Here is an 11,833-nt window from a genome sequence, read left to right as displayed (position 1 = left end):
GCTGGTTTTATTCACAAATTTGTGTAAAATGCTCGCCACTCTGAAGTTAAATAGTTATTTGATGACTATTTACACAGCGGGCTTGATATCCGGATTTAGATAGGTATAATGGCCCCCTCGTCGACTTAGGTTGACGAATTAAATGATTAGTCGCTGAAGTTAATCATTATCATAGCGACTCCGATTGGGAGTCGAACGGTTAAATCATCTCGCTCTGCTTTTCTATATTGAAGAAGCTAGAGGGTGATTTTTTATATGTCCATTTTAGGAGCTCTGGTCAATGCAGAACCAAAGAATCCGTATCCGCTTAAAGGGATTTGATCATCGCTTAATTGATCAGTCTACAGCGGAAATCGTTGAAACTGCTAAGCGTACAGGCGCGCAGGTTCGTGGTCCAATTCCACTACCTACTCGCAAAGAGCGTTATACCATTTTGATCTCTCCGCACGTTAATAAAGATGCTCGTGACCAGTACGAATTACGTACACACAAGCGCCTGGTTGACATCGTAGAGCCAACTGAAAAGACTGTTGACGCATTAATGCGTTTAGATCTTGCGGCTGGTGTCGACGTACAGATTAGCTTGGGTTAATTGAGATCCTAGTAAGAAGAGGTTTGAGAGATGGCTATCGGTCTTATTGGTCGTAAAGTTGGTATGACTCGCATCTTCACTGAAGATGGTGTTTCAATACCAGTTACTGTAATTGAAGTTGCAGGCAACCGTGTTACTCAAGTGAAAACTTTAGAAACTGACGGCTACCGTGCACTTCAAGTTACAACTGGCACCAAAAAAGCCAATCGCATCACTAAACCAGAAGCAGGTCACTTTGCCAAGAGCGGCGTTGAAGCCGGTCGTGGTTTGTGGGAAATGCGTTTGGTAGACGGTGAAGGCGAGGGCATTGAAGTTGGTGCTGAGCTAAATGTTGATATTTTCGCAGACGTAGCGAAAGTTGATGTTACTGGTCAATCAAAAGGTAAAGGCTTCCAAGGCGGCGTTAAGCGTTGGAACTTCCGTACTCAAGATATGACTCACGGTAACTCTTTGTCGCACCGCTCGAATGGTTCTATCGGTCAGAACCAAACGCCTGGTCGCGTATTCAAAGGCAAAAAAATGTCAGGCCATATGGGTGCCGAGCGTGTTACTACTCAAAATCTAGTTGTTGTTCGTGTAGATGTTGAGCGTAACCTGCTACTAGTCCGTGGCGCTGTTCCTGGCGCTACCAATGGCGACTTGATTATCAAGCCTGCCGTTAAAGCTTAAGGTCTGAGGAGATAGTAATGGAATTGGTATTGAAAGACGCGCAAAGCGCTCTTGAAGTTTCCGAAACTACCTTCGGCCGTGACTTTAACGAGGCACTGGTTCATCAGGTAGTTGTAGCATACGCTGCAAACGCGCGTCAGGGCACTCGTGCTCAAAAGACTCGTGCGGAAGTAACTGGCTCAGGCAAAAAGCCTTGGCGCCAAAAAGGAACTGGCCGTGCTCGTGCTGGTTCTGTTAAAGGCCCAATCTGGCGTGGCGGTGGCGTAACATTCGCTGCTAAAACCCAAGATCACAGCCAAAAAGTTAACAAAAAGATGTACCGCGGCGCGCTGAGAAGCATTCTGTCTGAATTGGTACGTCAAGAGCGTTTGGTTATTGTTGAATCTTTCGGTGTTGAAGCTCCTAAAACTAAAGAGCTGAAAGCTAAATTGAAAGCAATGAACCTTGAAGACGTTCTGATTGTGACTGCAGAAGTTGATGAGAACTTATTCTTAGCAGCTCGTAACCTGTACAAGGTTGACGTTCGTGATGTAGCGGGTCTAGACCCAGTGAGTCTGATCGCCTTCAACACTGTGCTTGTGACTGCTGACGCAGTGAAGCAAATCGAGGAGATGCTAGCATGATGATCCGCGAAGAACGTTTGCTAAAAGTTATTCTCGCTCCACATATCTCTGAAAAGAGCACTGTGAACGCTGAGAAGCACAACACTGTTGTTTTCCGCGTAGCTATCGATGCAACTAAAGCTGAAATTAAAGCTGCTGTTGCTAAGCTATTTGAAGTTGAAGTTGATTCAGTTCGCACTTTAGTGAGCAAAGGCAAAACTAAACGCACTGGTGGCCGTACTGGTCGTCGTAGCGATTGGAAAAAAGCCTATGTGACTCTAGCTGCTGGTGCTGACATCGATTTCGTCGGCGGCGCTGAGTAAGCAAAGGAGAATTATCATGGCAGTTATTAAGTGTAAGCCAACCTCTCCAGGTCGTCGCCACGTAGTTAAAGTGGTGAACACTGACCTGCACAAGGGTAAACCTTTTGCTGGCTTGTTGGCGAAAAAATCTAAAAGTGGTGGCCGTAACAATACTGGCCGTATCACTGTCCGTCACGTAGGTGGTGGTCATAAGCAGCATTATCGTCTAATCGACTTCAAACGCGATAAAGATGGTATCCCTGCAAAGATTGAGCGTCTGGAATATGATCCAAACCGTACTGCTAACATCGCGTTAGTATTGTATGCGGATGGTGAGCGTCGTTATATTCTTGCTGCCAAAGGCATGCAAGCTGGCGATAAGATCCAGTCTGGTGTTGCTGCCGAGATCAAAACCGGTAACGCTATGCCACTGCGCAACATCCCAGTAGGTTCTGTAGTTCACGCAGTTGAAATGAAGCCTGGTAAAGGTGCTCAGATCGCTCGTTCTGCAGGTGCTTATGTACAAGTTGTTGCTCGTGATGGCGCATATGCCACTCTACGTCTTCGCTCTGGCGAAATGCGTAAAGTGCCAGTTGATTGCCGCGCGACATTTGGTGAAGTTGGTAATGCCGAACACATGCTACGCCAGTTAGGTAAAGCAGGTGCTAAGCGCTGGAGAGGCATACGTCCTACAGTGCGTGGTGTTGCAATGAACCCAGTAGACCATCCACACGGTGGTGGTGAAGGCCGTACTTCTGGTGGTCGTCACCCAGTGACTCCATGGGGTGTGCCAACTAAGGGTTATAAAACTCGTAGTAACAAGCGCACTGACAAGTACATCGTACGTCGTCGTAATAAATAGTAAGAGGATTCGCCATGCCACGTTCTCTCAAGAAAGGTCCCTTCATTGACCTGCACTTGCTGAAGAAGGTAGAGAAAGCGATGGAAGCCGGTGACAAAAAGCCTATTAAGACTTGGTCACGTCGCTCTATGATCATTCCAAATATGATTGGTTTGACCATCGCTGTCCATAATGGTCGTCAGCACGTTCCTGTGTTCGTAACTGACGAAATGATCGGCCACAAACTTGGTGAATTTTCACCAACTCGCACTTATCGCGGCCATGCTGCAGATAAGAAAGCGAAGAAGCGTTAATACGGGAGGAATAAGATGGAAGTTTTAGCTAAACATCGTTTTGCCCGTACGTCTGCGCAGAAGGCCCGTCTGGTTGCTGATCAAATTCGTGGATTGCCTGTTGCTAAGGCCCTCGAAATTTTGACTTTCAGCCCCAAGAAAGCCGCCGTACTGGTTAAAAAAGTACTTGACTCAGCTATCGCAAACGCCGAACACAACGAAGGCGCGGATATTGATGAGCTTAAAGTCGGAGCCGTCTTCGTAGATGAAGGCCCAACTATGAAGCGTATCATGCCACGTGCTAAAGGCCGCGCTGATCGTATCATGAAGCGTACCAGCCACATTACTGTGGTTGTATCAGATCGCTAGGAGAGAGCAATGGGACAGAAAGTACATCCTAATGGTATCCGTCTGGGTATCACCAAGCCTTGGATCTCTACCTGGTACGCAGATAAATCAGATTACGCAAGTAACCTGAACAGCGACTGGGAAGTGCGTAAGTTTCTTGTAGAGAAATTACAAGCTGCTTCAGTATCTAAGATTGTTATCGAGCGTCCAGCGAAAAGCATCCGCGTTACCATTCACACTGCCCGTCCAGGTGTTGTGATCGGTAAGAAAGGTGAAGACGTTGAAGTATTGCGTGCAGCAGTGTCAAAACTTGCTGGCACTCCTGCTCAAATTAACATCGCTGAGATCCGTAAACCTGAGCTAGATGCCAAGTTAGTTGCTGACTCAATTGCACAGCAATTAGAGCGTCGCGTAATGTTCCGTCGTGCTATGAAGCGCGCAGTTCAAAACGCAATGCGTATTGGTGCTCAAGGTATCAAAGTACAAGTTAGTGGCCGTTTAGGCGGAGCTGAGATTGCGCGCGATGAGTGGTATCGTGAAGGTCGTGTACCTTTACATACTTTGCGTGCTGATATCGACTATTCTACATCTGAAAGTCACACCCAATACGGTGTGATTGGCGTTAAAGTTTGGATCTTCAAAGGTGAAGTTCTAGACGGAATGCTGCCACAGATTGAAGAGCCGAAGCAGCAGCAACCTAAGCGCAAGCCTCGTGGTAAATAGGAGAGCCGGCAATGCTGCAACCTAAACGTATGAAGTTTCGCAAGATGTTCAAAGGCCGCAACCGCGGTCTAGCGAACGGTACCGAAGTTAGCTTTGGTACTTTTGGTCTGAAAGCAGTCGGCCGTGGCCGTTTAACTGCACGTCAGATCGAATCTGCACGTCGTGCCATGACACGTCACATTAAGCGTCAGGGACAAATTTGGATTCGAGTTTTCCCGGACAAGCCGATTACCTCTAAGCCTCTTGAAGTGCGTATGGGTAAAGGTAAAGGTAACGTTGAATACTGGGTATGTCAGATTCAACCTGGTAAGGTTCTTTATGAGATGAATGGTGTTTCTGAAGTGATCGCTCGTGAAGCGTTTGCTTTGGCTGCTGCCAAGCTTCCAATTAAGACTACCTTCGTAACTAAGACGGTGATGTAATGAAAGCGAGCGAACTGAGAGAAAAGAGCGTTGAAGAACTGAACGCTGAACTACTTGGTCTGCTGCGTGAGCAGTTCAACCTGCGTATGCAACACGCCACTGGTCAGTTGACTCAGACTAATCAACTGAAATTGGTGCGCCGTAACATTGCGCGCGTTAAGACCATTATTACTTCTAAGGCGGGTGCATAATGTCTGATAAAATCCGTACTTTGCAGGGTCGTGTAACTAGCAACAAAATGGACAAGTCCATTACTGTTGCTATCGAACGCCAAGTGAAACACCCAATTTATGGGAAATACATTAAGCGTACGACAAAGATCCATGCACATGACGAAACGAATCAGTGCAATGAAGGCGATTTAGTAGCGATTCGCGAATGTCGTCCTTTGTCTAAGACTAAGTCTTGGACCCTGGTTGAAGTAGTATCAAAGGCCTAAGTTAATTAGGTATTTAGGTAAACGGCTCCAGAATGTGGGGCCGTTTGTTTTTTAATACTATACATTCCACTTTTATGGTGTTATATTTGCGCGCCATTTTTGACTAAATTAATAGCAAAAATGAGTGTTTTTATTGTCCCATAGTGGGAATTGTGTAGTAACGATAGCGGAGCACTTAAAATGATCCAAATGCAATCGACTCTTGACGTTGCTTGTAACAGCGGCGCACGCAGAGTTCAGTGTATTAAGGTCTTGGGTGGCTCTCATCGTCGTTATGCCGGTATCGGCGACATCATCAAAGTTTCTGTTAAAGAAGCGATTCCTCGCGCTAAAGCGAAGAAAGGCGATGTGTATAACGCGGTGGTAGTCCGTACTAAGAAAGGCGTACGTCGTCCAGACGGTTCTGTCATTCGCTTCGATCGGAATGCAGCTGTTCTTTTGAACAACAACCTGCAGCCGATTGGTACTCGTATCTTTGGACCAGTGACACGTGAATTGCGTAATGAGCAATTTATGAAAATTGTCTCGCTGGCACCAGAAGTACTGTAAGGAGCTTCAAAATGGCAGCTAAAATACGTCGTGAAGACGAAGTGATTGTATTAGCAGGTAAAGACAAGGGTAAACGTGCAAAAGTTTCTCAAGTCCTTCCTACTGGTAAATTGATTGTTGAAGGCATCAATCTTGTCAAAAAACACCAAAAGCCAAACCCACAATTGGGCGTAGCTGGCGGTATTGTTGAGAAAGAAGCACCGATACAAGCATCAAATGTAGCGATTTTCAACTCTGCCACTGGCAAAGCTGATCGCGTTGGTTTCCGCTTTGAAGACGGCAAAAAAGTTCGTTTCTTCAAATCGAACAGTGAACTCGTTAAGTAATTGGAGTAAACGATGGCGAAACTGCATGATAAATACCAAGAGACTGTTGTCGCTGAACTTGCTAAAAAGTTCGGTTATACCAGTGTCATGCAAGTCCCTCGGATTGAGAAAATCACCCTGAACATGGGTGTTGGCGAAGCTGTTGCAGACAAGAAAATCATGGACCATGCTGTCCGTGATATGACTGCAATCGCTGGTCAAAAGCCAGTTGTGACTGTCGCTCGTAAGTCAGTTGCTGGTTTTAAAATCCGTGAAGGCTACCCTATTGGCTGTAAAGTGACCCTACGCGGTGAGCGTATGTGGGAATTCTTAGAGCGTTTAGTCGATATCGCAATCCCACGTATTCGTGACTTCCGTGGCTTAAGCGCTAAAGCGTTTGACGGCCGTGGTAACTACGCAATGGGCGTGCGTGAGCAGATCATCTTCCCAGAAATCGATTACGATAAAATCGATAAGATTCGTGGTATGGATATTGTTATCACTACTACTGCGAAGAATGATGAAGAAGGTCGTGCTTTGTTAGACGCTTTTAACTTCCCATTCAAGAAATAAGGGTAGCGTAATGGCAAAAACATCAATGAAAGCACGTGAAGCTAAACGTGCACAGCTCGTGGCCAAGTACGCTGAAAAGCGTGCGGCTCTTAAGACTATCATTGCAAGTCCAGCTTCTTCTGACGAAGATCGTTGGGATGCGGTTCTTAAGCTGCAAGCTCTACCACGTGATTCCAGCGCTGCGCGTCAACGCAATCGTTGTAATCAAACTGGTCGCCCTCATGGCTTCTTACGTAAATTCGGCTTAAGCCGTATCAAATTACGTGAAGCAACCATGCGTGGTGAAGTTCCTGGCCTGCGTAAGGCCAGCTGGTAAGCACTTGTCACGGAGTAAGCTAATATGAGCATGCAAGATCCTATTGCGGATATGTTAACCCGTATTCGTAACGGCCAAGCTGCTAACCACGTATCAGTGAAGATGCCTTCAGCTAAGTTGAAAGTCGCAATTGCGAAACTACTTAAAGATGAAGGTTATATTGCTGATTACGCCGTAGCAGATGAAGCCAAGCCTGAACTGGAAGTTACTTTAAAGTATTTCCAAGGCCAACCAGTCGTTGAGACTATCCAGCGTGTAAGTCGCCCTGGTCTTCGTATTTACAAAGGTAAAAACGAACTTCCAAAGGTGATGGGCGGTCTGGGTGTCGCAATTGTGTCCACTTCTAAAGGCTTGATGACTGATCGTGCCGCCCGCCTTGCAGGCATGGGTGGCGAGGTTATCTGCTACGTAGCTTAAGGAGCTAGGAATGTCTCGTGTAGCAAAAGCACCAGTATCTATTCCAGCTGGCGTAGAGGTGACCTTGAACGAACAGACCCTTACCGTCAAAGGCGGAAAAGGTAGTCTGACTCGAGTGATCAACAATGCGGTCAATGTTGTTATTGAAGCCGGCGTAGTTAAGTTCCTCCCTGTTGAAGGCGTTGTTAACGCTTGGGCACAGGCTGGTACAACTCGTGCATTAGTAAACAACATGGTTGTTGGTGTATCTCAAGGTTTTGAGCGTAAGTTAAAGTTAGTTGGCGTTGGTTACCGTGCGAAACTCGTCGGTGCTGATATTGACCTTACTTTAGGTTTCTCTCATCCGTTAGTACACAAACTGCCCGCAGGCGTTACTGCAGAGTGCCCTAGCCAAACTGACATCGTCCTACGTGGCGTTGATAAACAGTTAATTGGCCAAGTCGCTGCTGAGATTCGCGGATACCGTCCACCAGAGCCATACAAAGGCAAAGGTGTTCGCTATGACGACGAAGTAGTACGCCGTAAAGAGGCTAAGAAGAAGTAGGTAACGCGATATGGATAAGAAAACATCTCGCTTACGTCGCGCTACTCGCGCTCGTAAGAAGATCCAAGAGCTGGGCGTGAACCGTCTGGTTGTACATCGTACACCGCGTCACATTTATGCTCAGGTGATCAATCCTGAAGCTCAGGTGTTGGCAGCTGCTTCAACCGTAGAAAAAGCGGTTAAAGAGCTACTGAAGAGTACCGGTAACGTAGACGCAGCGAAAGCAGTAGGTAAATTTGTTGCTGAGCGCGCGATCGAAAAAGGCGTAACTTCAGTTGCGTTCGATCGTTCTGGTTTCAAGTATCACGGTCGTGTAGCTGCTTTAGCAGATGCAGCTCGTGAAGCTGGCCTGAAGTTCTAAGGGGTTATAAAATGGCTAAATTAGAAGCTCAGCAAAAAGACGATCTGCAAGAGAAATTAATTGCAGTTAATCGTGTTTCTAAAGTAGTTAAGGGCGGTCGTATCTTTAGCTTCACAGCACTGACAGTAGTGGGTGACGGTAACGGTAAGATTGGCTATGGCTATGGCAAAGCACGTGAAGTTCCAGCCGCGATTCAAAAAGCGATGGAAAAAGCTCGTCGTAACATTGTGACCGTTGAGTTGAATGCAGGTACTCTGCATCACCCAGTTAAAGGTCGTCATACTGGTTCACTTGTGTACATGCAACCTGCATCACAAGGTACTGGTATTATTGCCGGTGGCGCAATGCGTGCCGTATTGGAAGTAGCAGGCGTGCATAACGTTCTGTCAAAAGCATACGGTTCTACTAACCCGATCAACATCGTTCGCGCGACTGTCGATGCATTGGTGCACATGAAGTCACCTTCGCAAATCGCAGCTAAGCGTGGCCTGAATGTTGACGAAATTCGGGGGTAATGCACCATGGCAACTAAAACTGTAAAAGTTACTCAAACTAAAAGCGGTATCGGTCGTTTACCGAAGCACCGTGCAACCCTAACGGGTCTTGGTTTGCGTCGCATTGGTCACACTGTTGAATTAGAAGATACTCCTTCTGTTCGCGGTATGATCAACAAGGTCTACTACATGGTTAAGGTGGAGGATTAATAGATGCGTTTAAATACTCTATCTCCAGCTGCAGGCTCTAAGCATGCACCAAAGCGTGTAGGCCGTGGTATGGGCTCAGGTCTAGGTAAAACAGCGGGTCGTGGTCATAAAGGCCAAAAGTCTCGCTCTGGTGGCGGTGTACGCCCAGGATTCGAAGGTGGTCAAATGCCACTTAAAATCCGTTTACCTAAATTTGGTTTTACCTCGCGTCGCGCTATGGTAACAGCTGAAGTTCGTGTACTCGAACTGGCAAAAGTTAACGGTGATGTTATCGACTTAAACGCTCTGAAAGATGCGAACGTAATAACTCGCAACATCCAGTTTGCGAAAATTGTTCTTTCAGGTACCATTGAGCGCCCTGTGACTGTTAAAGGTCTGAAGGTAACCAAAGGTGCACGTGCAGCTATTGAAGCTGCCGGCGGTAAGATCGAGGAATAATACGTCGATGGCAAAACCAGGACTTGATTTAAAAAGCGCGAAAGGTGGACTTTCTGAATTGAAAGCTCGCCTCCTGTTCGTGATTGGTGCGATTATCGTCTTTAGAGCCGGTTCGTTTGTGCCAATTCCTGGTATTGACGCAGCTGTATTAGCAGAGCTGTTTGCTCAGCAAAGTGGAACCATCCTTGGCATGTTTAACATGTTCTCGGGTGGTGCCCTTGAGCGTGCCTCTATCTTTGCATTAGGTATTATGCCGTACATTTCGGCATCGATTATCATGCAACTGTTGACTGTCGTACATCCTGCACTCGCTGAATTGAAAAAAGAAGGCGAATCAGGACGTAAGAAAATCAGTCAATATACCAGATGGGGTACCTTAGTGCTGGGTACATTCCAGTCGGTCGGTATTGCAACCGGGTTACCAAACTTAGTGCCAGGCCTTGTGGTCAACATTGGATTTGGATTCTATTTTGTTGCGGTTGTGAGCTTAGTGACAGGAACTATGTTCCTTATGTGGCTAGGTGAGCAAATTACCGAACGTGGTATAGGTAATGGTATCTCGATTTTGATTTTCGCAGGTATTGTTGCTGGATTACCTTCCGCTATCGGCCAAACGGCTGAGCAGGCGCGTCAAGGTGACTTGAATGTGTTAGTATTGTTGTTGCTCGCGGTAATTGTGTTTGCAGTGACTTATTTTGTAGTGTTTGTGGAACGTGGTCAGCGTCGTATCGTCGTTAACTATGCTAAGCGTCAGCAAGGCCGTAAGGTGTTCGCTGCGCAAAGTACCCATCTACCGCTGAAAATAAACATGGCAGGTGTTATTCCGCCAATTTTTGCGTCAAGCATCATTTTGTTTCCTGGAACACTGGCTCAGTGGTTCGGTCAAAATGAGTCCATGTCATGGTTAAGTGATTTTTCACTGGCTGTGTCACCTGGACAACCGCTTTACTCATTATTATATGCAACAGCGATTATCTTTTTCTGTTTCTTCTATACTGCGTTGGTGTTTAACCCACGTGAAACAGCAGATAACTTGAAGAAGAGTGGTGCATTCATCCCTGGGATCCGTCCTGGAGAACAGACTTCGCGTTACATTGATAAAGTTATGACCCGTTTGACATTGGCAGGCGCGTTATACATAACCTTTATCTGCTTAATTCCGGAGTTCATGTTAATTGCGTGGAAAGTACAGTTCTATTTCGGCGGTACTTCACTACTAATTATGGTAGTCGTAATCATGGACTTCATGGCTCAGGTTCAGACGCATATGATGTCTCATCAGTATGAGTCTGTGATGAAGAAAGCTAACCTAGTTAACAAAGCGAATTTAGATCGCTTTGGTCGCTAAGTAGCTTTACGGAGTGATGAAATGAAAGTTCGAGCTTCCGTGAAGAAGATCTGCCGTAATTGCAAGATCGTCAAGCGTAGTGGCGTTGTACGCGTTATCTGTGTTGAACCAAAACACAAACAGCGTCAAGGCTAAAAAGTAATTTGTTCAGCCCATGAATTGGGCTGAACAAAATTTTGTTTGCAAATCTGTCGACTGTCGAGTATCCTTTCGGGCTTTTCGCAGTTGGCCTTTAACTTTAAGGAGTGCATAGTGGCCCGTATCGCTGGCATTAACATTCCTGATCAAAAGCATACAGTCATCGCATTGACTGCAATTTTCGGCATCGGCCGTACTCGCGCTAGAGCAATCTGCGCGGCTACAGCAATCGCTGAAACTGCTAAGATCAAGGAATTGAGCGAAGCTCAAATAGACACACTACGCGAAGAAGTCGCCAAATACCTAGTAGAAGGTGACTTACGTCGTGAGATTTCAATGAACATCAAGCGTCTTATGGATCTTGGTTGTTATCGTGGTCTCCGCCATCGCCGTAGCCTGCCTCTCCGTGGGCAACGTACTAAGACCAATGCGCGTACGCGTAAAGGTCCACGTAAACCTATTAGAAAGTAACGGGAAGGTAAAGCAATGGCTAAAGTTCCGTCACGTTCTCCGCGTAAGCGCGTACGTAAACAGGTTGCAGATGGCATGGCTCATATCCATGCTTCTTTCAACAACACTATTGTCACCATTACAGATCGTCAAGGTAATGCGTTGTCATGGGCTACTTCAGGTGGTTCAGGTTTCCGTGGTTCACGTAAATCTACTCCATTTGCTGCACAGGTGGCTGCTGAGCGTGCAGGTGCTGCTGCTCAAGACTACGGTTTAAAAAACCTTGAAGTGTTTGTGAAGGGTCCAGGTCCAGGTCGTGAGTCAGCCATTCGTGCGCTGAACGCTGTTGGTTATAAAATTACCAACATTACCGATGTGACGCCGATCCCTCATAATGGTTGTCGTCCTCCTAAAAAGCGTCGTGTATAACGCCGTTTCATTAGGATAGTTGGAGAAAGA

General features: G+C 46.4%; 25 protein-coding genes. All 25 read left to right on the top strand.

Annotated elements, in window-relative coordinates:
• Positions 1 to 280: 280 nt before the first annotated feature.
• The 25 genes from rpsJ (at position 281) to rpsK (ending at position 11,803) form a co-directional block, all read left to right on the top strand.
• Entirely contained in the window at positions 281 to 592 is a 312-nt protein-coding gene (gene rpsJ / locus L5M10_RS20400) for a 30S ribosomal protein S10 (RefSeq protein WP_006083601.1), read from the top strand.
• A 30-nt stretch (positions 593 to 622) separates the two neighbouring features.
• Positions 623 to 1,261 carry a 50S ribosomal protein L3 gene (rplC, locus tag L5M10_RS20395; RefSeq protein WP_006083600.1) on the top strand — a complete coding sequence of 213 codons (639 nt, stop codon included), beginning with the start codon at positions 623 to 625 and terminating at the stop codon, positions 1,259 to 1,261.
• Between the two features lie 17 nt (positions 1,262 to 1,278).
• Positions 1,279 to 1,884 carry a 50S ribosomal protein L4 gene (gene rplD / locus L5M10_RS20390; RefSeq protein WP_113941598.1) on the top strand — a complete coding sequence of 202 codons (606 nt, stop codon included), beginning with the start codon at positions 1,279 to 1,281 and terminating at the stop codon, positions 1,882 to 1,884.
• On the top strand, positions 1,884 to 2,186 hold the full coding sequence (gene rplW, locus L5M10_RS20385; RefSeq protein ID WP_025008843.1) for a 50S ribosomal protein L23: 303 nt from the start codon (positions 1,884 to 1,886) through the stop codon (positions 2,184 to 2,186). Before rplD ends, rplW begins: the two co-directional genes overlap by 1 nt.
• Before the next feature lie 16 nt (positions 2,187 to 2,202).
• Positions 2,203 to 3,027 carry a 50S ribosomal protein L2 gene (gene rplB / locus L5M10_RS20380; protein WP_006083597.1) on the top strand — a complete coding sequence of 275 codons (825 nt, stop codon included), beginning with the start codon at positions 2,203 to 2,205 and terminating at the stop codon, positions 3,025 to 3,027.
• 14 nt (positions 3,028 to 3,041) lie between these two features.
• Positions 3,042 to 3,320 carry a 30S ribosomal protein S19 gene (rpsS, locus tag L5M10_RS20375; RefSeq protein ID WP_006083596.1) on the top strand — a complete coding sequence of 93 codons (279 nt, stop codon included), beginning with the start codon at positions 3,042 to 3,044 and terminating at the stop codon, positions 3,318 to 3,320.
• A 15-nt stretch (positions 3,321 to 3,335) separates the two neighbouring features.
• Positions 3,336 to 3,668 (top strand): 50S ribosomal protein L22, encoded by a 333-nt coding sequence (gene rplV, locus L5M10_RS20370; RefSeq protein ID WP_006083595.1) that lies wholly within the window; start codon positions 3,336 to 3,338, stop codon positions 3,666 to 3,668.
• Between the two features lie 9 nt (positions 3,669 to 3,677).
• Entirely contained in the window at positions 3,678 to 4,370 is a 693-nt protein-coding gene (rpsC, locus tag L5M10_RS20365; RefSeq protein ID WP_006083594.1) for a 30S ribosomal protein S3, read from the top strand.
• Positions 4,371 to 4,381: 11 nt separating this feature from the next.
• Complete coding sequence (gene rplP, locus L5M10_RS20360; RefSeq protein ID WP_006083593.1) at positions 4,382 to 4,792, top strand: 50S ribosomal protein L16; 411 nt, start codon at positions 4,382 to 4,384, stop codon at positions 4,790 to 4,792.
• Positions 4,792 to 4,983 carry a 50S ribosomal protein L29 gene (gene rpmC / locus L5M10_RS20355; protein WP_006083592.1) on the top strand — a complete coding sequence of 64 codons (192 nt, stop codon included), beginning with the start codon at positions 4,792 to 4,794 and terminating at the stop codon, positions 4,981 to 4,983. Before rplP ends, rpmC begins: the two co-directional genes overlap by 1 nt.
• Positions 4,983 to 5,231 carry a 30S ribosomal protein S17 gene (rpsQ, locus tag L5M10_RS20350; RefSeq protein ID WP_006083591.1) on the top strand — a complete coding sequence of 83 codons (249 nt, stop codon included), beginning with the start codon at positions 4,983 to 4,985 and terminating at the stop codon, positions 5,229 to 5,231. The genes rpmC and rpsQ overlap by 1 nt, the downstream gene beginning before the upstream one ends.
• Positions 5,232 to 5,411: 180 nt before the next feature.
• Positions 5,412 to 5,780: a 50S ribosomal protein L14 gene (gene rplN, locus L5M10_RS20345; protein ID WP_006083590.1), complete on the top strand. Its 369-nt coding sequence runs from the start codon at positions 5,412 to 5,414 to the stop codon at positions 5,778 to 5,780.
• A gap of 11 nt (positions 5,781 to 5,791) precedes the next feature.
• Entirely contained in the window at positions 5,792 to 6,106 is a 315-nt protein-coding gene (gene rplX, locus L5M10_RS20340) for a 50S ribosomal protein L24 (RefSeq protein WP_006083589.1), read from the top strand.
• A 12-nt stretch (positions 6,107 to 6,118) separates the two neighbouring features.
• The gene (gene rplE / locus L5M10_RS20335) at positions 6,119 to 6,658 is read left to right on the top strand and encodes a 50S ribosomal protein L5 (RefSeq protein WP_006083588.1); all 540 of its coding nucleotides are present in this window, start codon (positions 6,119 to 6,121) and stop codon (positions 6,656 to 6,658) included.
• Between the two features lie 10 nt (positions 6,659 to 6,668).
• The gene (gene rpsN, locus L5M10_RS20330) at positions 6,669 to 6,974 is read left to right on the top strand and encodes a 30S ribosomal protein S14 (RefSeq protein ID WP_006083587.1); all 306 of its coding nucleotides are present in this window, start codon (positions 6,669 to 6,671) and stop codon (positions 6,972 to 6,974) included.
• 24 nt (positions 6,975 to 6,998) lie between these two features.
• Entirely contained in the window at positions 6,999 to 7,391 is a 393-nt protein-coding gene (gene rpsH / locus L5M10_RS20325) for a 30S ribosomal protein S8 (protein WP_006083586.1), read from the top strand.
• 10 nt (positions 7,392 to 7,401) lie between these two features.
• Positions 7,402 to 7,935 carry a 50S ribosomal protein L6 gene (rplF, locus tag L5M10_RS20320; protein ID WP_105251036.1) on the top strand — a complete coding sequence of 178 codons (534 nt, stop codon included), beginning with the start codon at positions 7,402 to 7,404 and terminating at the stop codon, positions 7,933 to 7,935.
• 10 nt (positions 7,936 to 7,945) lie between these two features.
• Entirely contained in the window at positions 7,946 to 8,296 is a 351-nt protein-coding gene (gene rplR, locus L5M10_RS20315; RefSeq protein WP_006083584.1) for a 50S ribosomal protein L18, read from the top strand.
• 11 nt (positions 8,297 to 8,307) lie between these two features.
• Positions 8,308 to 8,811 carry a 30S ribosomal protein S5 gene (gene rpsE, locus L5M10_RS20310; protein ID WP_006083583.1) on the top strand — a complete coding sequence of 168 codons (504 nt, stop codon included), beginning with the start codon at positions 8,308 to 8,310 and terminating at the stop codon, positions 8,809 to 8,811.
• A gap of 6 nt (positions 8,812 to 8,817) precedes the next feature.
• Positions 8,818 to 9,000, top strand: coding sequence for a 50S ribosomal protein L30 (gene rpmD, locus L5M10_RS20305; RefSeq protein WP_006083582.1), 183 nt, complete (start codon positions 8,818 to 8,820; stop codon positions 8,998 to 9,000).
• A gap of 3 nt (positions 9,001 to 9,003) precedes the next feature.
• Positions 9,004 to 9,438: a 50S ribosomal protein L15 gene (rplO, locus tag L5M10_RS20300; protein ID WP_006083581.1), complete on the top strand. Its 435-nt coding sequence runs from the start codon at positions 9,004 to 9,006 to the stop codon at positions 9,436 to 9,438.
• A gap of 7 nt (positions 9,439 to 9,445) precedes the next feature.
• Positions 9,446 to 10,786: a preprotein translocase subunit SecY gene (gene secY, locus L5M10_RS20295; RefSeq protein WP_007644459.1), complete on the top strand. Its 1,341-nt coding sequence runs from the start codon at positions 9,446 to 9,448 to the stop codon at positions 10,784 to 10,786.
• Between the two features lie 21 nt (positions 10,787 to 10,807).
• Positions 10,808 to 10,921: a 50S ribosomal protein L36 gene (rpmJ, locus tag L5M10_RS20290; RefSeq protein ID WP_006083579.1), complete on the top strand. Its 114-nt coding sequence runs from the start codon at positions 10,808 to 10,810 to the stop codon at positions 10,919 to 10,921.
• 117 nt (positions 10,922 to 11,038) lie between these two features.
• Positions 11,039 to 11,395: a 30S ribosomal protein S13 gene (rpsM, locus tag L5M10_RS20285; protein WP_011787581.1), complete on the top strand. Its 357-nt coding sequence runs from the start codon at positions 11,039 to 11,041 to the stop codon at positions 11,393 to 11,395.
• A 15-nt stretch (positions 11,396 to 11,410) separates the two neighbouring features.
• On the top strand, positions 11,411 to 11,803 hold the full coding sequence (gene rpsK / locus L5M10_RS20280; RefSeq protein WP_006083577.1) for a 30S ribosomal protein S11: 393 nt from the start codon (positions 11,411 to 11,413) through the stop codon (positions 11,801 to 11,803).
• Positions 11,804 to 11,833: the final 30 nt, after the last annotated feature.

Origin of the sequence: Shewanella sp. SM32, from assembly GCF_025654235.1 — a bacterium.
GTDB lineage: Bacteria > Pseudomonadota > Gammaproteobacteria > Enterobacterales > Shewanellaceae > Shewanella > Shewanella oncorhynchi.
This window is presented reverse-complemented; position numbering and strand designations above follow the sequence as displayed.